General features: G+C 67.9%; 16 protein-coding genes. 6 read left to right on the top strand and 10 right to left on the bottom strand.

The window, feature by feature from the left end; genetic code table 11:
• Nucleotides 1–32: 32 nt before the first annotated feature.
• Nucleotides 33–1,415 carry a hypothetical protein gene (locus C5B97_RS14850; RefSeq protein WP_104312798.1) on the bottom strand — a complete coding sequence of 461 codons (1,383 nt, stop codon included), beginning with the start codon at nucleotides 1,413–1,415 and terminating at the stop codon, nucleotides 33–35.
• 149 nt (nucleotides 1,416–1,564) lie between these two features.
• Here C5B97_RS14850 and C5B97_RS14855 point away from each other — a divergent pair, with 149 nt between their 5' ends.
• Nucleotides 1,565–2,422 carry an NAD(P)-dependent oxidoreductase gene (locus C5B97_RS14855; RefSeq protein ID WP_104312799.1) on the top strand — a complete coding sequence of 286 codons (858 nt, stop codon included), beginning with the start codon at nucleotides 1,565–1,567 and terminating at the stop codon, nucleotides 2,420–2,422.
• 66 nt (nucleotides 2,423–2,488) lie between these two features.
• Here the strand turns inward: C5B97_RS14855 and C5B97_RS14860 are convergent, their stop codons facing one another.
• Nucleotides 2,489–3,781 carry a glycosyltransferase family 2 protein gene (locus C5B97_RS14860; RefSeq protein ID WP_104312800.1) on the bottom strand — a complete coding sequence of 431 codons (1,293 nt, stop codon included), beginning with the start codon at nucleotides 3,779–3,781 and terminating at the stop codon, nucleotides 2,489–2,491.
• A gap of 84 nt (nucleotides 3,782–3,865) precedes the next feature.
• On the opposite strand from C5B97_RS14860, the gene C5B97_RS14865 reads away from it, so the two are divergent.
• From C5B97_RS14865 to C5B97_RS14875, 3 genes are all read left to right on the top strand, one after another.
• Complete coding sequence (locus tag C5B97_RS14865) at nucleotides 3,866–5,743, top strand: rhamnan synthesis F family protein (protein ID WP_219819819.1); 1,878 nt, start codon at nucleotides 3,866–3,868, stop codon at nucleotides 5,741–5,743.
• 144 nt (nucleotides 5,744–5,887) lie between these two features.
• Nucleotides 5,888–6,736: an ABC transporter permease gene (locus tag C5B97_RS14870; RefSeq protein WP_179557949.1), complete on the top strand. Its 849-nt coding sequence runs from the start codon at nucleotides 5,888–5,890 to the stop codon at nucleotides 6,734–6,736.
• A complete protein-coding gene (locus tag C5B97_RS14875; RefSeq protein WP_104312802.1) occupies nucleotides 6,737–7,939 on the top strand; it encodes an ABC transporter ATP-binding protein in 1,203 nt (400 codons plus the stop codon). It begins immediately after the preceding gene.
• A gap of 162 nt (nucleotides 7,940–8,101) precedes the next feature.
• On the opposite strand, the gene C5B97_RS18010 is transcribed toward C5B97_RS14875, so the two are convergent.
• From C5B97_RS18010 to C5B97_RS14910, 6 genes are all read right to left on the bottom strand, one after another.
• Nucleotides 8,102–11,431, bottom strand: a complete 3,330-nt coding sequence (locus C5B97_RS18010) for a hypothetical protein (protein ID WP_181027035.1) — start codon at nucleotides 11,429–11,431, stop codon at nucleotides 8,102–8,104.
• 268 nt (nucleotides 11,432–11,699) lie between these two features.
• Nucleotides 11,700–12,764: an NAD(P)-dependent oxidoreductase gene (locus tag C5B97_RS14890; RefSeq protein WP_104312804.1), complete on the bottom strand. Its 1,065-nt coding sequence runs from the start codon at nucleotides 12,762–12,764 to the stop codon at nucleotides 11,700–11,702.
• 70 nt (nucleotides 12,765–12,834) lie between these two features.
• Nucleotides 12,835–14,079, bottom strand: a complete 1,245-nt coding sequence (locus C5B97_RS14895) for a hypothetical protein (RefSeq protein ID WP_104312805.1) — start codon at nucleotides 14,077–14,079, stop codon at nucleotides 12,835–12,837.
• Nucleotides 14,076–15,293 (bottom strand): acyltransferase, encoded by a 1,218-nt coding sequence (locus C5B97_RS14900; protein ID WP_104312806.1) that lies wholly within the window; start codon nucleotides 15,291–15,293, stop codon nucleotides 14,076–14,078. The genes C5B97_RS14895 and C5B97_RS14900 overlap by 4 nt, the downstream gene beginning before the upstream one ends.
• A gap of 108 nt (nucleotides 15,294–15,401) precedes the next feature.
• Complete coding sequence (locus tag C5B97_RS14905; protein WP_104312807.1) at nucleotides 15,402–16,034, bottom strand: hypothetical protein; 633 nt, start codon at nucleotides 16,032–16,034, stop codon at nucleotides 15,402–15,404.
• A 73-nt stretch (nucleotides 16,035–16,107) separates the two neighbouring features.
• The gene (locus C5B97_RS14910) at nucleotides 16,108–17,817 is read right to left on the bottom strand and encodes a rhamnan synthesis F family protein (protein WP_104312808.1); all 1,710 of its coding nucleotides are present in this window, start codon (nucleotides 17,815–17,817) and stop codon (nucleotides 16,108–16,110) included.
• A 93-nt stretch (nucleotides 17,818–17,910) separates the two neighbouring features.
• Between C5B97_RS14910 and C5B97_RS14915 the strand changes: the two genes are divergently transcribed.
• The gene (locus tag C5B97_RS14915) at nucleotides 17,911–18,963 is read left to right on the top strand and encodes a glycosyltransferase (RefSeq protein WP_104312809.1); all 1,053 of its coding nucleotides are present in this window, start codon (nucleotides 17,911–17,913) and stop codon (nucleotides 18,961–18,963) included.
• Nucleotides 18,964–19,036: 73 nt separating this feature from the next.
• On the opposite strand, the gene rfbA is transcribed toward C5B97_RS14915, so the two are convergent.
• A complete protein-coding gene (gene rfbA, locus C5B97_RS14920; RefSeq protein ID WP_104252242.1) occupies nucleotides 19,037–19,897 on the bottom strand; it encodes a glucose-1-phosphate thymidylyltransferase RfbA in 861 nt (286 codons plus the stop codon).
• 2 nt (nucleotides 19,898–19,899) lie between these two features.
• Nucleotides 19,900–20,514: a dTDP-4-dehydrorhamnose 3,5-epimerase family protein gene (locus C5B97_RS14925; RefSeq protein ID WP_068479667.1), complete on the bottom strand. Its 615-nt coding sequence runs from the start codon at nucleotides 20,512–20,514 to the stop codon at nucleotides 19,900–19,902.
• A gap of 122 nt (nucleotides 20,515–20,636) precedes the next feature.
• Between C5B97_RS14925 and C5B97_RS14930 the strand changes: the two genes are divergently transcribed.
• Entirely contained in the window at nucleotides 20,637–21,578 is a 942-nt protein-coding gene (locus C5B97_RS14930; protein WP_181027036.1) for a glycosyltransferase, read from the top strand.
• Nucleotides 21,579–21,660: the final 82 nt, after the last annotated feature.

A 21,660-nucleotide genomic window follows, 5' to 3' on the forward strand; every position in this document is an offset into this window, starting at 1 on the left:
CGTGCTCCCTCGCGAGGGCGCACGGCCGCAGATCACTGCCTGACCGTGGCGCGCTCGAGCACGTCTCGGCAGGAGAGGTCGAAGTACCTGATGCCCGGCGCGCTCTCGAAGGTGTAGCTCGACTCCGGCGCGGCCTCGCAGGCGACGACCGCGGCCCCGACCTGCGCGCTCCACGGCTTCGCCATCGTCTTCGCTGAGGCCACCTCCGGCCCCTGGATCGCGATGTAGCCCAGGACGACGGTCGAGAGGACCAGCACGACCGTGCGCGACAGGACCGGGAACCTCGGGCTGAAGCGCATCACGAGCGAGGACGCCGCGAACGGAAGCGCGGCGAGCACGAACAGAGCCGCGGCCGCGCCGTACCTGAGGTCGATGGGCACGAGGAACCACTCGGGGCCCACGAAACGCGCGTACTGGAACGACTCGTGCGGGTTCACGAGAAGGGACCCGCCGAAGGATGCCGCCGAGATGAAGAGCAGGCCGCAGAGCGCGAACCGCTGATACCCCTTGTCGAAGACGAGGGCAGCCAGGGTCGCGAGCACGAACGGCAGCACGGCGAGTGCCAGGATCTTCCACCCGTACTCGGCCAGGAGGATCGAGTTCGTCTCACGGTGCCCGTTCCAGATCGGGAGGACGGCGTTCACCAGCCAGCCGACCACGACATCGGGAATGCCGATCTCGACACCCTCCTTGATGGGGCGCGGCGTCGTGAGCCAGGAGAACATCTGCGTTCCCACGCCGATGAGCGTTCCGGCCGCGATCGCGAGGACTGGAATGCTGCGGTCCCAGAAGAGGCGCACGACCACGAGCGGCACGACGAGCAGCGCCTGCACCTCGGTGAGACAGGCGATGAGCGCGACGACTCCCCAGAGGACGCCCTCGATCTTGCTTGCTGGCTTCGAGAGCGCGACCCACGCCGCCAGCCAGAGGCAGTACGTGTGGAGGTCGGCGAAGTTGCCGATGATCTCGAGGCTCAGCAGCGGCACTGCCACGGGGACGAGCGACATGAGCACACGGCCCGGGATCCAGCGGATGATGCCCCGAGTGAGCCGGTAGGTCGCAGCGGCCGTGAGCCCCGCGAACACGACGCAGACCGTGAAGACGGCGCGGTTGTAGGACTCGAGGGGGACCCATTCGACGACAGCAGCGCTGAAGACCCTCGGCAGGAAGTGCTGGTACCCGGCGTACGGATGCAGGAGCGTGGCAAGCGTTCCCCGCTCGATCTGCTCCTTGAGGAAGATGACCCCGTCCTCAGCCCAGACCACATCGTGATCCGGCAGCGGGATCCGGAACCACGTCCAGACCGTGACCACGAGGAAGACCACCACGACCCAGACCCAGTCCCGCCTGGTCCAGTCCGGAAGCCTGGATGCACCAGGAGCAGGGCTGACCACGCTGGCTGTCGTCCTCGTCATGCGTCTCCTCTTTTGCAAGCGGCCGCGCGTCCTGCGCCGCCTCGTCCACCGCAGCAAACATCATGGCACGGAACGTGTGCCGCCCTTGCTGGCCTCGGATGCCGATCTTCGTGCTCCGTTAGAGTGAGGGCCTTGTCGAAAGGAACGTCATGACAGAACGCCAACGGGTGCTGGTGACCGGCGCTGGGGGGTACATCGGGCGCCACGTCGTGAACGCGCTGCTCGCCGAGGACGCAGACGTCGTGGCCGTCGTCCGACCCGGTGGCGCCGCGAAGGTCAACCCGGCTGCGACGGTCGTCGAGCTCGACCTGCTGAGCAGCGACGCTGACTACTCGAGCGTCCTCGAGCCGGCACCGACCTCGGTCATCCACCTTGCCTGGGAGGCGGGCTTCGCCCACAACTCCCCCGTGCACATGCTCAAGCTGTCCGATCACTTCAGGTTCCTGAACTCGGCGGTCGAAGCTGGCGTCAAGCGCCTCGCCGTGCTCGGCACCATGCACGAGGTCGGCAGGCACGAGGGTGCGATCACCGCCGAGACGCCCACCAACCCGCTGTCGCTCTATGGCATCGCGAAGGACGCGCTGCGCAAGTCGACGTTCCTCGCCTTCGACGAGAAGGTCACGCTGCAGTGGCTGCGCGCCTACTACATCTACGGCGACGACCGGAACAACCAGTCCATCTTCACGAAGCTCCTCGAGGCCGCGGACGCGGGCAAGACCGAGTTCCCGTTCACCTCCGGCAAGGCGAAGTTCGACTTCATCCACGTCGAGGAGCTCGGCACGCAGATCGCGGCCGTTGCCCTCCAGGATGAGCTGCGCGGCGTCGTCAACGTGGGCTCGGGTGTGCCCGTCTCGCTCGGCGAGCACGTCGAGCGGTTCATCACCGAGAACGACCTCGACATCTCCCTGAAGTACGGGGCGTTCCCTGACCGTCCGTACGACTCCAAAGAGGTCTACGGCGACGCGAGCGACATCCAGTCGTTCATGGCGGCCCGAGCCGGCGCCTGAGCACCGCCACAGAGAGGAGCGCGCCGTCGATCTCTCGACAGCGCGCCCCTTTCTCCGTCCTGACGGTCAGCGCCTGAGCACCGACTTCGCCGCGCGGCGCGCCTTCCGTTCGAGCTTGACCGCCGGCATCTGCTCGACCGCCTGCAGCTGCTGGCGGGCCCCGAGCAGCTCGGCGCCGAGCCGCGCCGCCTGTGCGCGAGCATCCGCTGCGCTGTGCTCGGCGGCCGCCGTGCGGTCCTCACGCAGCTGCAGCTCGTAGAGCTTCGTCTGCGCCTCGGCCTCGCGCTGCCCCAGCTCGTTGTACGCCGTCCGCAGACCGACGAGGTCCAGCTCTCGCTGGTACAGCGTCGAGTTGCGCTCGTCGACTTCCTCACGGAGCAGACGCACCTCCTCGTGTGCGACGTCGTCATACCTCTGGAAGAGCGCGGCCCGCTCGCGGAGGCGCAGCAGCTGCTCGTCCGAGTAGACCTCGTCGTGACCGTCGTCCAGCGTCGCGGAGAGCTGCGCGGGCACCACGGCGGCGTCGCCGATCGCGCGCAGGGCGTCGATGATGGATGTGTCCTCCACGTAGCCGCCGTCGGCGAGCTCGGACGTCGTGGGCATGCGCAGCGCGAAGAAGTCCTCGAGCACGCCGGCCTTGTACCGCCGCCAGTCGCGCATGCCATGGTGGTTCGCGCTCGGGCGAAGCCCCGGGTTCGCCTCGAAGCCCAGCGCCATCGCGACCGTCTTCCGCTCGAACTGCGACCAGGAACGCCACGGCACGTGCAGCACCTCGAGCTCGAAGCCCTCCGGCACGTCGCCATGCTGCTCGAGGGAGACGAAGTGGTTGCCGTGCGCGACCTCGACCTCGTCCGAGCCCACGTGGATGGCGTTGGGAGTCGGGTGCGCGAACACCCCGGCGCGGTTCAGCTGCTCGATGGAGCGCTCGTCCCTGAAGCGGAGGCGAGCGAGCCCGCTGCCTTCGCGCCCGAACGAGCCGACCATGTTGACGACCGGGACGCGGAACGTCGTCAGGTCGGGGCTGTAGTGCTCGAGCGCCTGCCTGACGGTCAGCGAGCGGTCGCGCGCGAACACGAACTCGTCGGCATCGCCGTTGATGACCCAGTCAGCACCGTGCTCGGAGTACGCCGAGCGAGCCATGCGCGTCACGACCTGGGCCTGCTGCTTCTTGTGCTCGGGATCGTGCAGGAGGGTCATGACCCCCTTCTCCTCGTACTGCTCGAGGATCTCGCGGGTTCCATCGACCGACGCGTTGTCGGTGACGATGAGGTGGTCGATGCCCTGAGCGAGCGAATGCTCCACGACGGCCGCGATGATGTCGGCCTCGTCGCGAACCATCATGGTCATGACGATTTTCATGGGCCAAGGCTACCCCGCTGTAGCATGGGGCATCGGCTGGCGCCCACCGGCGCCCGGCCCCGACAGACTCCAGCCGGGGTCGCCGTGAGCAGAGCAAAGGACGCCAACCTCATGCGTCGAGTGGTATTTTTCCTCGTCTACGACAAGCAGGGACACGTCGGCGGCTACGTCGAGCACTGCCTCCGCGAGCTGCGCGCCCACGCCGAGCACATCTTCGTCGTGTCCAACTCCCCCCTCACCACCGACTCGCGGCGCCGCCTCGAAGCCGTCGCCGACACGGTGTGGGAGCGCGAGAACGTCGGCTACGACGTCTGGGCGTACCGCGACGCGCTCCGCGAATTCGGGTCAGACCGCCTCCGCGACTACGACGAGCTCATCCTCGCCAACTACACCTTCTACGGGCCCATCGGCTCGTTCGCGCCGCTCCTCGAAGAGGCCGACGCGAAGACCGTCGACTTCTGGGGCATCACCGACCACGCGGCCGTGGTGCCGAACCCCATCACGATGACCGGCGTCATGCACCGCCACATCCAGTCGCACTGGATCGGCGTGCGCCGAAGCATGTTCACCTCAGACGCCTGGCGCTCCTACTGGGACGACATGCCCCGCATCGACTCCTACGACGACTCCGTCATGTTGCACGAGGCGCGTTTCACCCACTACTTCGAGTCGGCGGGCTTCTCCTCGTGGGTCGCCTACGCGTCGGCCCACTACGGCGACCAGCACCCGATCTTCAACCTCGCCGACGTGCTCATCGCCGACGGCTGCCCCATCGTCAAGCGGCGCTTCTTCTTCCACGACCCCATCTACCTGGACGAGCTCGCCATCATCGGCAAGCGCGTGCTCGAGCAGCTCGAAGAGAAGCACTACCCGCTCGACCTGCTCTGGCAGGACATCGGCACGACGGCCAAGCCGCGCATCCTGAACACGAACGCGGCCCTCCTCGAGATCATGCCGGACGTCGACCTGGGCGGCGCCGACCCGAGTGACCTCCGCGTGGTCGTCATCGCGCACGTCTTCTACGAGGAGATGATCGACGAGATCGTCGACCTCGCCAACACGATCCCCGGCGGCTACGACCTCGTCGTGACGACCGCGAACGCCGACAAGCAGACCGCGATCCAGGAGCGGCTCGTGGAGCTCGGCCGCCCGGACGACGACGTGCGCATCGTCGGCTCCAACCGCGGCCGCGACATCTCGGCGTTCCTGCTCACCTGCAGAGACGTCCTCGAGTCGGGACGCTACGACATCGTCGTCAAGCTGCACTCGAAGAAGAGTCCCCAGAACGGCTTCAACTCGGGGCGGCACTTCAAGGAGCACCTGTTCCAGAACCTGCTCAACTCCCCCGGGTACACGACGAACCTGCTCCGCCTCTTCGTCGACCACCCCACGCTCGGCATGGTCTTCCCGCCCATGATCCACATGGGCTTCCCGACGCTCGGCCGCGCCTGGTTCGCGAACCTCGAGCCGGCCAAGGAGCTCGCCGCGAAGCTCGGGATGCGCGTCGAGTTCGACGAGACCAGCCCGCTCGCGCCGCTCGGCTCGATGTTCATCGCGCGCCCCGAATCGCTGCGCCCGCTCGTGCAGGCCAGCTTCACGTGGGAGGACTTCCCCGACGAGGGGCAGTACGCGGATGGTGGGCTCCCGCACGTGCTCGAGCGACTCCTCGGCTACTCCGCGATCAGCGAGGGCTTCCACGTCCGCACGGTGCTGACGACGCACAACGCCGCCATCTCGCACACGCTCCTCGAGTACAAGGTGCAGGAGATCACGGCAGGCCTGCCCGGCCTGTTCCGCGAGCAGGTCGAGCTCGTGCGTCGGTACATCGCCTCCCAGGCCGAGTCCCCGCTCGGTCGCGCGAAGGGCATCGTGCTGAGCCGGACGCCGGGACTCGCGAACGCGCTGCGCCCGGTCTACAGCCGGTCGCGCGCCGCGTACCGCAACTTCCGGGCAGGTCGCTGACCCGCCCCACCTCGCGCGTGCGGCCCTCGGTGGCCGCGCCGCGAGGCTCCGAATTGGCCCCGAAGCCTGGTGTTAGTCTTGGGCGGCCCCTCCGTGGGGCCAGCGTCACAAGGTGTGCGGAGGACAATGTCTAAGCCTGTTTCTGTGAGGTCCCAGTCTCGGGGTCTCACGTTCAATCTCCTGGTCAATCTCACACTTCGTGAGATCCGGTCGGAGTACAAGCGCACTGCGCTCGGGCGAATCTGGTCGCTCATCAACCCGCTCGCGCAGATCGCGACGTTCTCGCTCGTCTTCGGGCTGCTCTTCGAGATCTCGGCCCCTCCCGGTACGAACTCGGGCGTGCACTTCTTCCCGCTGTGGATCGGCATCGGCGTCGTGAGCTGGGGCTTCATCTCCAACTCCGTCAACGGCGGCATGGGGTCCCTCGTCTCGAGCGCCGACCTGCTGCGCAAGGTCTACTTCCCCCGCTGGGTGCTGCCGCTCTCGCGCATCCTTGCGAACGCGTGGACCTACATCATCGAGATCGCGGTCATCACACTCATCATGTGCTTCATCGGCGGCCCCATGGTGCTGGCCTACCTGCCGCTCATGATCCCGCTGCTGGCCCTCATCATCATGTTCGTGCTCGGACTCGCGCTCATCCTCTCGGTCGTCGTCGTCTACTTCCGCGACATCGAGCACCTCTGGGGCATCCTCACGCAGCTGTGGCTCTACGCCTCCGGCGTCATGTTCCCCCTGCAGATGGTGCAGAACGCGCAGGACAACCTGACCGAGGAGGGCAGCCTGCTCTTCGGCGAGCCGTGGCCGCTCGTCTTCCTCTTCCAGCTCAACCCGACGCAGCGCATGCTCGAGTCGATCAGGAACATCGTCTACGACTACCAGGTGCCGCCACTCGAGAACTGGCTCTACATCGGGGTCTGGGCAGTCGTGATGCTGGTCATCGGCATCCTCGTGTTCACCCGGTTCTCGAAGAACATCGTGGAGGAGCTCTAAATGGCAGGCACAGCAGTCGACGTCTCCGGCGTCTCGAAGACCTTCCGCATCTACCACGACCGCAACCAGTCGCTCAAGGCGACGGTGCTCAAGGGTGGGCGGGCGAAGTACGAGGAGTTCAAGGCCCTCGACGACGTGACCTTCGAGGTCCCGGAAGGCGGCACCTTCGGCCTGCTCGGCCGCAACGGCTCCGGCAAGTCGACGCTCCTCAAGTGCATCGCCGGCATCCTGTCGCCGAACACCGGGACCATCACGACGCGCGGCCGCATCGCCGCGATGCTCGAGGTCGGCTCCGGCTTCCACCCCGAGCTCACGGGACGCGAGAACGTGTACCTCAACGGCTCCATCCTGGGCATGTCGAAGCAGCAGATCGACAGCCGCTTCGACTCGATCGTCGACTTCTCCGGCATCGAGAAGTTCATCGACCAGCCCGTGAAGAACTACTCGAGCGGCATGTACGTGCGCCTCGGCTTCGCCGTGTCCATCCACACGGAACCGGACGTGCTGCTCGTCGACGAGGTGCTCGCCGTCGGCGACATGGACTTCCAGGCCAAGTGCCGCGCGAAGTTCGCCGATTTCAAGGCCAGCGGCCGCACCGTCGTCGTCGTCTCGCACGGCCTCGAGGGCATGCGCGAGTTCTGCGACCGCGCCGCGTGGCTCGAGCAGGGCGTGCTGCAGGAAGTCGGCCCCGCGACGGCGATCATCGACAAGTACCGGGATTCCGGCAACGTCACGGAGATCATCGAGGGCGGCGGCCAGCGCCACGGCAGCGGCGAGCTCTACATCGACACGATCGAGCTCGTCGGCGAGAACGGCGCCGTCGACAACGAGATCCGCACGGGTGAGTCGCCCACCATCCGCCTCAACTTCGAGGCGAAGCGCCCGGTCGAGCGCCCGAACTTCAAGATCGCGATCGAGACGCTCGAGGGCGTCCGCATCTGGAGCACCTCCTGCAAGCAGCTGGGCTGGCAGCCCGACTCCGTGCAGGTCGGACAGGGCAGCATGGACTTCCACCTCGACCGCCTCGCGCTCGCACCTGGTGAGTACGTCGTCAACGCCGAGGTGTGGCGAGACGAGAGCACCACACCCGTCGACAGCCTCACCGGCTCGTTCCGCTTCGGCGTGCACGCAGGCACCCCGTTCGCGCTCGAGGGTGTGCTCGCGATGGACGCCCGCATCGTCGCGAAGCTCCCCGGCCAGTAGCGCCGCACAGCCACCGCGGAAGACCCTCGCCTCGGCGGGGGTCTTCTGCGTTGTCGCTCGATTGCTCGAGCCCTCGAGCGGCTCGAGCGTCCCTATACAGAAGACCCCCGCCAGGTGAGCATCGCTCGCCCCGGCGGGGGTCTTCATGTCGTGCGGTCGGCGCTAGCCGGCGACCGGCTCTCCGATGCGGAACGTGGAGAACAGCTCGCGTGACAGCTGGAACGTCGTGGGCTCCGTGGTCGCAGCCGGCTCGGCGGCGGGCGTCTCGTCGACTCCAGCACCGGCCTCAGGGGCCTCAGCGGGTGTCTCGACGGGCTCCTCGGTCGAGGTCGCGGTCGGCTCGGCGGTAACCCCGTCCGTGGCATCCGGGCGGCTCGTGTCCGTCGGCTCCTCGTCGGCGGTCGCCGCTTCGGTTTCCGTCGCCTCAGGTCCAGCCGTCTCGGTCGGTTCTGCGGTGGCCGTCGCCGTCTCGGTCACGACGGGAGTCGCAAGCGAGGGGTCGACGGGGTGCAGCACGCCGTCCTTCACGAGGTAGAGCGTTCCGTCTGGGCCGAAGACCCGGTCCGTGATCGGCTCGGCGGTCGTGGAGACCGTGAGTCCCGCACCGACCTCGGGCGAGATGAGCGCGAAGTCGAGACCGAAGGCAGCCGCGTACTCCGGGGTGGCGAAGGGCACGAGCTCTCCGTCGACTCCGATGTAGGAGACGCCGCCGACCGTGACAGCCGAGGTGTAGAGCGGTGAGGTGTTCTCACCGAACTCCGCGAAGTTCGCGTCCGGCACGCTGCGCGGGTTCTCGATGGCGAGTCCGAGCTGCGCCGCTACCTCGGGCGAACCGACCTGCAGGAGCTCGTCGCCGTTCACGATCCAGGTGCCGGTCCCGGCACGGTTGGTGATGACCTCACCGGCCGTGAGCGGGACAGCTGGCTCCGGCGCTGCCGTCTCCGTCGGCTCGGGAGTGCCGGGGGCATCCGTCGACGTCGGAGTGGGCTCGAGCGTGGGGTTCGTGGGCTCCGGAGTCGCACTGGCGGTCGGAGTCGCGGTCGCAGTCGGTTCCGGCGTCGCCGTTGCCGTGGGCTCGGGCGTCGCCGTGGGAGTCGCCGTCGGAGTCGCCGTGGCCGTTGCCGTTGGAGTCGGCGTGGCCGTCTCGCTCGGCGTCGGCTCGCCCCAGCCTGCTGGGAGCTTGGTGAGCTGCGCGCCCGTCGCGATCTGGTCGGCGAACGCGGTCGGGACCGAGATCACGTTGCCGACGGCGCCGAACTCCACGAGGAGCTTCGGGGACGAGATGTGCTGCTTCTCCCCATCCGTGATCAGGAAGATCTTCCCGCTGCCGTCCTTGATGAACTCGGTCATCGAGGCACCCGCGTTCGGGACGACGCCGCAGAGCTGCGCCGAGATCCCCGGGAAGTCGATGCCGTAGGCCGCTTCGAGCTCAGGCGTCAGCTTGTACGCCTCTCCCTCGGTCGCGACGTAGGCGTCGTCCCCGCAGCGGAACTGGTTCGTCGTGATGGCCGTGTCCCGAACCGGGATGCGGTCGAACGAGGCCTGGGTGATGACGTAGGGGCTCGAGCCGAAGCCGTAGTCCTCGGCGAGCTCGCTGCTGGCCACCTTCGTGAGGTGGGCGCCGTCGAGCACGTAGAGGGTGTCGCTGTTCGGGCTCTTGATGAGCGCGCCGTTGGTGATGCCGTTGCCGGTGTCGATGCCGTCGAGCGTTCCCTTCGGCACCGTGTAGATGGTGCTCGAGATGCCGCGCTTCGTGGCCTCGGCCTCTGCGTCGCTCTTCGAGGAGAACTCGACGCGCTCGCCGCCGACGACGAGGTTGATCGTGTCGGATCCGCTCTCCTGCACGAAGTGGGCGCCGGGGACGGAGCCGTTCTTGCCGAGCGAGCCGATGATGCCGGCCGGGAGGGAGACGAACTTCGAAGCTCCGTACGTCGACGCCGGGACCCGCAGGAGCCCGCCATCGGTGTGCACGTAGCTCGACGTTCCGTCGGTCACGAGGGGCTCCGCCGAGAGGGCGTCGCCCTGGGTGAGCTTGCCGTAAGCCGGGCCGAACCTGCCGGACGCCTTGAACGCGCTGAAGTCGGCGAGCGATGCGGGAACGGCATGAGCCGTGAGGTCACTGTCGAGCACGACCTTGCCCGAGCCATCGAGCTTCTCGACGACGGCTCCGCCCGTGAGGAACGGCTCGCCGTCGCTGAGGAAGTCGATCTTGTCGTCCTTCAGCTTCGTGGTGCCGATGTACATGCCCTGGGCGCCGAGCTCGGCGATGTCCGCGACCTCGCGCTTGGTCGTGCCCTCGATGAAGAAGATCTGACCGCTCGTGTTCTGGACGAACTTCTCCAGCGCACCGCCGTTGTTGAACTTGTCGAGCTGCTCCTGCGTGATCTTCGCGAGGTCCGAGCCCTGCTGGTAGCCGAAGTCGGCCGCCACGGTCCAGTTGCGAACCTTCCGGAAGACGCCGTCGTCGATGTAGTACGGCGTGTTGTCCGGGCCGACGAGGATCTCCCCGACGTTCGCGCCGGTCGTGTACTTGTCGAGCGTCGATGCCGGAACCGTGGAGACGGCGCCGAGCGCGTACGCGAAGTCAGCGACCTTGGACGCGGTGACCGGGTAGCGGACTTCCTCGGAGAGGAAGTACACCTGCGAGCTGCCCTCGGCCTTGACGAGCCACGGCACGCTGACGGCGCCCTTGGGGTCGCCGAACCAGTCGGTGTACATGCTCCAGAAGTTGCGGTTGCCGTACGCGGAGCATCCATCGCCCTCGCCGTACATGTTGTTCAGCGCGGCCTGGTTGGGCTGGTACGGCGTGTAGTTGTAGAGACCGGCCGTCGCGTAGTTCGAGATGTAGACCGCGGAGGAGCCGCAGGAGAAGTTGGGGTTGTACAGCACGTTGTTCGACGCGAACGGGATGTGGTTGAAGCTGTACGGGTTGGCCTTGTAGTTCTGGAACTGACGCGCCGCGTTGTAGACCTGGTAGAAGAAGCCGCCGTAGCTCTGGTCGCAGGGTGCCGTGTCCGGGCAGCCGAATCCGGTCGCCGCCGCGAGGCGACCGAGGGTCGGGCTCTGCATGGAGACGAGGCTCTGCTCCTTCTCGAGGAGCACGAGCATGGCCTTCTGGCTGAAGTTGCAGGCCTGGCCGACCTTCGCGATGATGTCTGCCGCCGATTCGCCGCCGCCCGCGCCCGAGTAGGCGGAGCAGTACTGCGTGGCAGGCATGGAGGGCGTCGCCTGCGTGTAGTTGCGCAGCGCCGTCGGGGACGACGAGCCGTTGCGCGAGACGAGGAACTGCTGCACCTCGGCCGCGGACATCGCGTTGCCGTTGTAGAAGTTCTCGTCGCTGATGAGGTTGCCCGGGTCGAAGCCGCTGGCGTCCGCCGCAGCGGCGGCCTCGATGCCGCCGTTCGTGGGGCTCGAGGCGATGAGCTGCAGCCCGAGCAGCCCGGAGGCTGCTACCGCTGCGGTAGCGAAAATGGCAAGAGTACGGCGAAACATGAGTTCCCAACGCGTCGGTCGACTGGGTTGCTGCGCATCCACGGAGTGCACCGAGAAGGCTCAGCAGTTTCCAAGTATGCATACATGCGCCACGGAACTCCACACCCGTCCCAACTTTCACACGAGTCACATAAACAACATCCGTGTCAGCGTCGACCCTGCGAAGCCCGGAAACACAACGATCACGGCCCCAGGCAGGTCCGTGATCGTCGCGACACGCCCGAGGAGAGAAATCCAAGGAATCCGGTCGCTGTGCCGTATATGCGAGCTACTCGGCCCGTTCGAGTCTCTGCGCGTCGATCCAGTCGCAGAGGAGGCCAACACCCTCATCCACCATGACTCGAGGACTCCAGCCCAGCGCGGCGCTCGCTTCCGACACCTCGCAGGACGCGTGACGGACGTCGCCATTGCGGAACTTCCCGTTGATCTCGGGCGCAGGCGCCCCGTAGTGGGCCGCGATGAGCTCAGCGAGGCGGAGGATCGACGTGCCCTCACCCGAGCCGATGTCGTAGGCGTTCGCGTTCGAGTCCGACTCGAGCGCGCCACGCACGATGGCGTCCGCCACGTCATCGATGAAGACGAAGTCTCGGATGATCTGGCCGTCCTCGTACACGGGGATGACCCGGCCGGCCTTCGCCTCCTGGGCGAAGAACGACACGATCCCGGTATACGGATTGATGAGCGACTGACCTGGGCCGTACACGTTCTGCAGGCGGAACAGCACATCGGTGACTCCGAGCGACAGGCACCACGAGCGGAGGATGTGCTCCTGCGCGAGCTTCGTGGCCCCGTACACGCTCGTCGGCGAGGGCGCCACCTTCGAGGAGACGAACGGGAGCGCGGAGAGCCCGGGGAAGTCCCACTCGCCTCGCTCGAGCATGGCGGCGGAACGCTGGCCCGGGTAGCTCACGGCCCCGTGGGCGTCCACCCAGGCGCCCTCGCCGTAGACCGCGCGGCTCGAGGACAGCACGATCTTGCTCGGCAGCTTGTCGGCGCGGACAAGTGCGTCGAGCATCTCGGTCGTCCCGACGACGTTCACGCTCGCGTGGCGCGTGGCCTCAAGCAGCGACTGCCCTGTGCCGGTCTCCGCGGCCAGGTGGATGATGACGTCTGGAGTCACGTCGCCGAGGAGGGCATCCCAGTCGGCCGCCGAGGTCACGTCGCCCTGCACGAACTCGACGCGACTGTCGAGTTCACTCGGGCGCTCAGGGACCGGGTGGATCTGCGGGTGCAGGTTGTCGAAGGCGACGACCCGATCGAAATGCTCGGGCAGGCGGTGGGAGATCGCGGATCCGATGAATCCGGCTCCCCCGGTGATGAGGCAGGTCGTCATGGCGTTGCTCCTTAGGGTCTTCCCCCAGGCTAGCGAAGTGCCGTGGCCGGCGACGATGGCGCCTGCCAGGCTACTCGGCTGGGAGGACCGGGATCCAGTTGAGGTACCGCTCCGTCATCTCGAAGATCACGACATCCGGCTGGTAGTCGGCCGCCTCCGCGAGCACATCCGGGATCTGCTCGGTAGCGCTGCCGAGGTTGCTCGTCACCTGCTTGGTCTCGGCGAAGCCTGTCTGCCAGGTCGGTCCGGCGCTGTTGCCCTGACTGTCTCGCACGATCAGGGCGCGCAGGTCGGACTGTGCCCCCTCCGTCACCGTGGTGGCCGGCAGCTGCAGCATGTCGAGCCCCTTGCCGGCATCGACCTCGAGCACGGAGCCGTCGTTGAGCGTGGCCTGCATCTTCGGCGGCGCCTGGTCCAGCACCGGAGTGCCCCACCCGGTGTCCGTCGTCGGGAACCCGTAGGCCTCGAACTCGCTGATGACCGGCATATCCCCGACGCTCGAGTAGTCCAGCGGGGCGAGCGCCTGGTACTTCGCGTCGACCGCTCCGAGGCAGCCGGCGAGCTGCTCCCAGCCGATGGCGGCGCCGAACGGTGACCAGTGGCTGTTGCCGGGCGCGTAAACCGCACCCTCCTCGGATGCGTCGCGCAGCGCCTGGCGGGTGTCGACGAGCGGCAGGTCGGGATGCGCGTCGACCAGGTAGTCGAACGCCGTCGGCCCGCGGAGCTCTTGCGCCCACTCGGGCAGCTGCTCAGGATGCACCGACCAGTCCGCGGGGACGACCTGGACCACGAAGTCGATGCCCTGTGCGCTGAGGCCCTCGTCGATGGTCCGGAAGTAGTTCGCCCACTCCTCGCTCTCCTCGTCGCTGAGGAAGCCGCGGCCGAGGGCCTGCGAGAAGTTGTTCGCCTGCGTGTCGCCCCAGAAGACCCAGCCGTTCTCCCCCGGGACGAAGAGCTGCGCGTCTGGGTCGGAGCCGATGTGCTCGTCCCAGACCGCCTCGCTGGCCTCTCGCTCCTCGCCCGTCCATGGAGAGTCGGTGACGGGGTCCACGAGACCCGGCTGGCATTGCTGGGCCGGCAGCCGGGTGGCCTCCGACTCGGGAGCCTCCGCGGGCGGCACGAACTCCTCCATCGCTATGGCGTTCCGGGTCTGGTACCCCGCGACCGTCGCCACGATCGCAGCGATCAGCAGCAGGATCAGCGGGGTGAGACGCACCCGGTGCCACCGCTGCGCCCACGTCAGACGCCCCGTCTCGGACTTCGGCTCCTCGAAGCCGCTGTCTGGCCGGACGCCGCTCGGACCGACGGCGGTCATGAGCTCGACTCCACGCGTCCGGCGCGGATCCGCGCGGCGAAGTTGGACGACGAGTAGGCGGGGTTGACGATCCTGCGCTTCACCGCATCCACCACCGGGGTGCCCCGCTCGAGCAGCCAGGCGAGCCACTTGGGGGTCCAGTTCTTGAGGCTCATCGCGGGGCTCTCGATCAGGTGCCAGGAGATGTACGCGCAGATGTGCGCGGCGACCGCGATGACGAGGTGGTAGACGAACCAGCCGGCGTTCTGCAGGCCGAAGTACGCCCCGAACTGCATGAGCGGCCAGGCGAAGATGTAGATGCCGTACGAGAGGTCGCCGTGCTTCTCCCATTTGTTGAGCCGCGGCGTGCGGATCGCGAACCACATGAGGAAGTACATGAGTCCGTACTGACCCCACATGTTCCAGCCGCCGAACGCGTACGCGAAGCCCGCGATGCCGAGCGCGAGCACCGCCAGCCGGTCATCGATCGGGATCTTGTCCCCGAACAGGGCGAACAGCATCCCGAACGCGAAGGGGGCGAAGAACATCGGGTAGAAGGGGTTGGTGAGGAACGGGCTGAGCGAGGTCATCTCGACCCAGCCGCTCCAGGTGAGGAAGTTCACTCCGATGATGCCGACGGCGATGAGGCCGCCGACGATGCGGTTCGAGAACACGCCGAAGAGCCCGAGGAGCCCGACCATGATGTACGCGCGGAACTCGTAGAACAGGGTCCACGCCGACCCGTTCCAGTCGAAGCCGCCGATGCTGGCGAACGGCAGCGAGCTGCCCATGCCCGCGATGTTGCGCTGGCCGAGCTCGAGCCACATGTTGCTCAGGAAGTACGTGAAGGGCGACTCGGTGTCGGCGTCCCAGTAGCCCGCCATCGAGCCCGTCTCCTGATGCCAGGCGATCGGCGCGAGAATGAACGCGGTCGTGAGCAGCGCGAGCCAGAAGGCAGGGAAGATACGGAGAGCCCGCCGCCAGAAGAAGCGGAAGATCGTCGACTTCCCGCGGCGGCTCTGCGTGATCAGGTAGCCGGAGAAGAAGAAGAACCCTGCGACGGCGACGCCGCCGACGGACTGCTCGCTGGAGATCTGAGTGCCGAGGTCGTGCCCGCCGTAGAACCCTGCGAGGGGTCCCGCGTGCGCGAAGATCACCGCGAAGGCGAGAAGCCATCGGAGGAACCCGATGCTGTTGGCCCGTGGATCGAAGGCCTTGTCGAGCGTCAGCGGCATAGCTTCCTAGGTCGTGGAGTCGTTCGCCCGCAAGCAGGCGGCGCTTCATCCTACACAGAGAGCAGAATCGCGATTTCGGGCCGTCAGGGCGGAATTCCGGGGCTTCGGCTAGGAGACGGTGACCGTCATCGGCTCGCTCGAGCCACTGCCAGCCGGGCCCTCGTACTGCATGACGGCCGACCAGTCGCCGGCCTTGATGGCCGGGTCGCGCAGGTTCACGATGCAGCTGGACGCGTCGGTGTCGGCCGAGGTGGGGGCGGTGGCCGTCGCGGTGGCCGCGAACGTCTCGGGACCGTTCTTGAGGACCAGCGTGCACGTGCCGCCCGGGTCCGTGGTCGAGACGAGCGCTGCGGCAGAGATGACGCTCTGGTCCGGCACCCAGTAGACGCGGCTGAGCGAGACCTGCACGCCGGAGGCCTCGGCGGGGTCGCTCGGCTCGGCCGTGGCCGTCTCCGTCACGGTGACGGTCGGCACGGGCGTCGCCGTGACGATGAGCGTCTCCGGAACGGCGACCTCGGTCGCCTGCGGCAGCGTCGTGACGGGTGCCGTGTTGTCGGCAGGAGCGCCCTGGCCGAGTGGGTTCATGAGCACGAACACGATCGCCGCGATCGCCACGGCCGCCGCTATGAGGAGGCCGATGACAAGCCCCCGGCCGGTGCCACGGCGTTCGGCCTGGCTCTCCAGCTCTTCGAGCTCGTCGGGGTCGTACTGCCCGCCGAGCGGCGTCTCGCCATTGCTCATCTGCCACCTCCAGTCGCAGACACGGTACCCCGGCGCGGGTAACGGCCACCTGATGCCGCGCCGCGAAGCGGGGTCAGCGGACGCGAGCGAGCAGTCCCTTGGCATCAGCGGCGAGACGCCGCAGCGGCTCCTCCAGCGCCGGCATCCGGCGGAAGAGCGACGTGGCGAGACGCGCGACGCGACTGCCGCCAGGCTTCCGTGCCCGCGCGAGCCGGTGCGGCGCCCTCACCTCAGCGCCGAACTCCGCGACGAGGTCCTCGTACTTCGCGGCCAAGAGGGCGTAGTCACTCGCGAGCCCGTCGGCTGTCTCCGCCTCCGCCACGGCGAACCCTGCATCGAACACGAGGCGGCTCGCGAGCAGGTCGAGCAGCCGGGAGAGCTCGCCGTCGGGGAACCGGGCCTCGAGCGCCGAGAACCCATGCGCGTCCAGGACCGCGGCGAAACGGCGGAGCGCATCCACCCGGTACGCGGCGAAGCCCGCAAACGGCGCGACGGGCGAATTCGCGTCCAAGGGTGCAACCGCACCGAGCGAAGCTGCCAGCGCGGCCGACTTCGCTCGCGCACCCCGCCAGCCGTCGGCGAGCAGCCCTGTGCCGATCGGCGGTGTGACAGGGACGACCATGCCGAGCGTTCGGTGGTCGGCGAACTCCCACGCGAGGGGCTCGGCGCGCTCGAAGATGACCCGGCGCCCACGCTGGCGGGCGAGCAGGGAAGCGCTCGCCGGCATCGAGTCCAGGGACGCGGCAGCGACCGACTCGACGAGCACGAGGTCGGATTCGAGGAGTCGCGCGTCACCGTTCGCCAGCCTGCGCCAGAAGTCACCGCGCACGATGCGGAGGTGGAGCCCCGAGATGGTCGCCGACTCGTCGCCGCTCGCCTCGTCGCGAACCCACTCGTGCGTGACCGCGGTGGATGCGCGGCGCAGGACCCTGGGCCCTGCCCCCACTCCCCCGGCCAGCACACGGCTCGGCGCGAACCTCGCCGTGCTCTCGACGAGCACGTCGATGGGGAACGCGCGACGCTCGAGATCGAGCGCGACATCACGAGCGGACACACCCCGATGGTCGAGTTCGACGGGGTCGTGGACGAAGATCCGGCGCTTCACGAGCGGCGCACCGGCCTCGAGCAGCAGGACAGGCGTCTCGAGGCTCGGATTGGCGACCGGTGCCCCCTCGACTCTGAAGTTGCCCGCCGGGAACTGCGCGCCGACCGAGAAGCCGCGCTCCGCGAAGAACGGCGAGAACCGAGCCTCGTGGTGCCGCACCGAATCGTCGTACGACCGGATCTCCGGCAACGACGCCCAGTACTCGGCCCACGCATCGCTCACCACGACGCTGCGGCGCACGGCGATCCAGTGCGACTGCAGATGTGCTGGCATCGTGCCGCGGCGCGTGTACGGGTCGGGCGTGAGCTGGCCGTGCTCGGTGACGCCCCACACATCGTGCCCCGCCGCATCCGCCCACTCGAACGTCGCGGCGAAGTCGCCGACGGGGCCGAGGAACGTGTAGTTCGCGAGGATCACCTCGTCGAAGGCGGCCAGACGCTCGGCACCGATCTCCTCGAGCGCCGCACGGTAGCCGCCGACGTCGAAGCCCTCATTGGGTCGCTCGAAGACCGAATCGGCGACCGCGCCGAGCGACGCGCGCGACTCGTCGGTCACCGAGCCGTTCACGACGACGAAGAGCTCACTCGCGTGCGGGCGCAGGCCGCGGAGGGCGTGCAGCACGCCAGCGTCGGCGACGCCAGCCCTGTCGAAGAGCAGGTAGATGACAAGTCGATTCATAGTCGCGGGCGGCCGATACGGCCGACTCCTCCCCTGAGCGCGTGCAGACTCGTGCCAAGCTAGCACCACCGCGCACCAGACCCAGGAGAGCAGATGCCAGCTTCGCGACTCGTCGCCGAACGCCGACCAGAGGACGCACGCGAGCCGCGGCTCGGAGACGCTGCCGTCACCGCGGTCGTCTGCACGCACAACGGCGAGAGATTCCTCGAGCAGCAGCTGCTGAGCATCCTGTCGCAGAGCCACCCCGTCGCCGAGATCGTCGTCTCGGACGACGCGTCCAGCGACGGCACCGTGGAGCTCGCCCGCCGCGTGCTCGAAGCCTCCGACCGGGCGTTCCGCATCTACACGCGAGACGAGCCGCTGCGTGTCAGCGCGAACTTCAGCTTCGCCTTCGGCGAGGCCCGCACCGAGTACCTCGCGACGAGCGACCAGGACGACGTCTGGCACCCCAAGAAGGTCGAGCACCTCCTCGCAGCCCTCCTCGGTGACGACGAGGCGCTCCTCGCCCACTCGGACGCGCTCCTCGTCGACGAAGACGGCGAACCCATCGGCGGCACCCTCCTCGACTCGCTCGAGATCACGCAGACCGAGTGGCGCGACTACGAGAACGGGCGGCAGCTCGAAGCGCTCACCGCCCGCAACTTCGTGACCGGCGCGACCATGATGCTGCGCGCATCCCTCGTCTTCCGGGCCGGCAATGCGCCGGCCCCCTGGATCCACGACGAGTGGCTCGCGACGACAGCCGCCCTCGTCAACGGCCTCCGCGTCGTCCGCGAGCCCCTCATCGACTACCGGCAGCACACCGACAACCAGATCGGGCAGACCGCGCCGACGCTGCAGGTCAAGATCGCGCAGGCGACGAAGGACGGCTCGGCCGACCAGCTGCGCCGCTACCGCCGCGCCGTCGCCCTCCTCAAGCGCGTCACCGAACTCGGCGGCACGGCAGAGCAGGAAGCCCACGTGCGGCGCAAAGTCGCCCACGAACGGCAGAGGCTCCTGCTTCCGACCGCACGAATCCGGCGCGTGCCCCGCATCCTCAGGTGGACCCTGCGGGGCCGCTACCGCACCTACTCGCGCGGCAGCTACGACATCGCCCGCGACCTCTTCCAGTCACTGCGGGACCGCGACGCGCACACCGGGAGCTGAACCCCGGCTGCGACGCCGACGACGAAGGCCGTGACTCGGACGAGTCACGGCCTTCGCCATCATGAGGGACCCGCTACGCGAGCAGTCCCTGCATGTAGCGTCCGTATCCGCTCTTCTGCAGCGGCTTCGCGAGCTCAGCGAACTCGGCGTCGTCGATCCACCCGGCACGCCAGGCGATCTCCTCGATGCAGCCGATCTTGAAGCCCTGGCGGTCCTCGATGACGCGCACGTACTCGCTCGCCTGCATCATCGACTCGAACGTGCCCGTGTCCAGCCACGCCGTGCCACGGTCGAGGACCTGCACCTGCAGCTTGCCCGCATCCAGGTACGCCGAGTTGATGCTCGAGATCTCAAGCTCGCCACGCGCGGACGGCTCGACGTTCTTCGCGATCTCGACCACGTCGTTGTCGTAGAAGTAGAGGCCGGGCACCGCGTAGTTCGACTTCGGCACCTCCGGCTTCTCCTCGATCGACACGGCCTTGTTGTCCTCGTCGAACTCCACGACGCCATACGCGACCGGGTTCGACACGTGGTACGCGAAGATCAGGCCGCCGTCGAGCACGTTATTGCCGCGCAGCGACGAGCCGAGGCCCGAGCCGTGGAAGATGTTGTCGCCGAGCACCAGCGCGACCGAGTCGTCGCCGATGAACTCCTCGCCGATGATGAACGCCTGCGCGAGCCCATCCGGCGACGGCTGCACGGCGTACTCGATGCGCATCCCGAGCTGCGAGCCGTCACCCAGCAGGGCACGGAACTGCTCGTTGTACTCGGGCGTCGTGATGATCAGCACCTCGCGGATGTCCGCCATCATGAGCGTCGACAGCGGGTAGTAGATCATCGGCTTGTCGTAGATGGGCATGAGCTGCTTCGAGATGCCCTTGGTGATCGGCCACAGGCGCGTGCCCGACCCGCCAGCGAGGATGATTCCCTTCATGGCTACGCACCCGCCTTCGCGCTGAGCTCCGCGTAGTAGGCGCGAGCCTCTTCCCAGCTGGGAAGGAGACCGGACGCGGCCGCCTCGGCGAGCGAGGGGGCATCCGTGTCCTTTGGGGAGAGCAGCAGCTCGCCGGCCTCCTCGGGGAACCGCAGGTCGACGTCCTTGTCGAGCGGGTTGATGCCGTGCTCGCGCTCCGCGTGGTACGTGTCGGTGACGAGGTAGCTGACCGTCGCGTCGTCGGTCAGCGCGACGAACGCGTGACCGAGGCCCTCGGAGAGGTAGATCGCCTTGCGGTCGACGTCATCGAGACGGACCGAGTCCCACTCGCCGAACTTCGGCGACCCCGTGCGGATGTCGATGACGAAGTCGAGCACGGCGCCGCGCGTGCACGTCACGTACTTGGACTGGCTCGGCGGGATGTCTGCGAAGTGGATGCCCCGGACCACGCCACGCGTCGACACCGAGGTGTTCGCCTGCTTGAGGTCGATCGAGTGCCCGACAGCTTCTGCGAGCTTGTCGAAGCGGTACCACTCCAAGAACACGCCGCGGTCGTCGCCGAACTGCTTCGGCGTGATCTCGTAGCTGTCTGGGATGCTGAGTTCGCGAATCTCCATGCCGAGGAGTCTAGTGCGGTGCGTGCAGCGATCGCGCTCCGACGCACTCGGCCATACTTGGGGGCTGGCGACCTGCCCGACCCATGGGGTTCGCCGCACGCAAGAGAGAAAGAGGACGACGGATGCACACCAACGCCGAGTCGCGCACGCCGCCGCGCGTCGCCGTCCTCCTCGCGACGCACCTGGGCAGGACCTACCTCGACGAGCAGCTCGACTCGATCCTCGACCAGGCAGGGGCCGACCTCCACGTGTTCGTCTCCGACGACGGATCGACCGACGGCACCCTCGAGCTCCTCGCCGAGCGGGCCGCAGCCGACGCGCGCATCACGATCCTGCCGCCCGAGACCTTCGGCGCCCCCGCCCCGAACTTCTTCCGCCTGCTGACGACGATCCCCATCGAGGAGTACGACTACGTCGGTTTCGCCGACCAGGACGACGTGTGGATGCCGGGCAAGCTCGAGCGCCACATCCGCCTCCTCACCGAGGGCCACGCCGACGGCGTCTCCTCGAACGTGACCGCCTTCTCGGAAGACGGCACGCGCATCCTCATCAAGAAGGACTACCCCCAGCGCCTCGCCGACCACCTCTTCGAGACGCCGGGCCCCGGGTCGACGTTCCTGCTCACGAGGCGCTTCGCGCACCTCGTCGCCGAGCAGCTCGACAACCCCGACTCCCCCGCGCGCGAGGCCTTCGCGCACGACTGGCTGATCTACGCCCTCGCGCGCGCCGCCGGTCTGCGCTGGATCATCGACGGCGAGTCGACCGTCGACTACCGGCAGCACGTCGCCAACGCGGTCGGCGCGAACACCGGCCTCGCCCAGGCCTGGAAACGGCTCCGCCTCACCTCCAACCGCTGGCACCGCGGGCAGGTGCAGCTGACCGTCGAGGCGTGCATCCACATCGCCTCCCCGGAGGAGCTGCCGAGGCTGCAGTGGCTGCACGAGATCCTCGTGGAGTTCACGTACCGGGACGCGCTGCGGCTCGTGCGACGCTGGCGTCAGCTGCGCCGCAGACCGCGCGATCGCGCCGCCCTCGCCACGCTCATCACCGCACGACTGTGGTAGCACGTCGGAGGGCCGCGCTAGAGTAGCTCCGACCGCGCGCGGGTCACACCGCGCCGCTCGAACCGCACAACCATCGGCAAAT

Source organism: Pseudoclavibacter sp. RFBB5 (assembly GCF_002931555.1).
GTDB lineage: Bacteria > Actinomycetota > Actinomycetes > Actinomycetales > Microbacteriaceae > Pseudoclavibacter.

Coding starts and splice junctions, on each gene's coding strand:
- rfbA (WP_104252242.1), bottom strand. CDS start 19,897: ATGAAGGGAATCATCCTCGCTGGCGGGTCGGGCACGCGCCTGTGGCCG.
- C5B97_RS14890 (WP_104312804.1), bottom strand. CDS start 12,764: ATGACGACCTGCCTCATCACCGGGGGAGCCGGATTCATCGGATCCGCG.
- C5B97_RS14860 (WP_104312800.1), bottom strand. CDS start 3,781: ATGAAAATCGTCATGACCATGATGGTTCGCGACGAGGCCGACATCATC.
- C5B97_RS14850 (WP_104312798.1), bottom strand. CDS start 1,415: ATGACGAGGACGACAGCCAGCGTGGTCAGCCCTGCTCCTGGTGCATCC.
- C5B97_RS14930 (WP_181027036.1), top strand. CDS start 20,637: ATGCACACCAACGCCGAGTCGCGCACGCCGCCGCGCGTCGCCGTCCTC.
- C5B97_RS14925 (WP_068479667.1), bottom strand. CDS start 20,514: ATGGAGATTCGCGAACTCAGCATCCCAGACAGCTACGAGATCACGCCG.
- C5B97_RS14875 (WP_104312802.1), top strand. CDS start 6,737: ATGGCAGGCACAGCAGTCGACGTCTCCGGCGTCTCGAAGACCTTCCGC.
- C5B97_RS14855 (WP_104312799.1), top strand. CDS start 1,565: ATGACAGAACGCCAACGGGTGCTGGTGACCGGCGCTGGGGGGTACATC.
- C5B97_RS14905 (WP_104312807.1), bottom strand. CDS start 16,034: ATGAGCAATGGCGAGACGCCGCTCGGCGGGCAGTACGACCCCGACGAG.
- C5B97_RS14895 (WP_104312805.1), bottom strand. CDS start 14,079: ATGACCGCCGTCGGTCCGAGCGGCGTCCGGCCAGACAGCGGCTTCGAG.
- C5B97_RS14915 (WP_104312809.1), top strand. CDS start 17,911: ATGCCAGCTTCGCGACTCGTCGCCGAACGCCGACCAGAGGACGCACGC.
- C5B97_RS14900 (WP_104312806.1), bottom strand. CDS start 15,293: ATGCCGCTGACGCTCGACAAGGCCTTCGATCCACGGGCCAACAGCATC.
- C5B97_RS18010 (WP_181027035.1), bottom strand. CDS start 11,431: ATGTTTCGCCGTACTCTTGCCATTTTCGCTACCGCAGCGGTAGCAGCC.
- C5B97_RS14910 (WP_104312808.1), bottom strand. CDS start 17,817: ATGAATCGACTTGTCATCTACCTGCTCTTCGACAGGGCTGGCGTCGCC.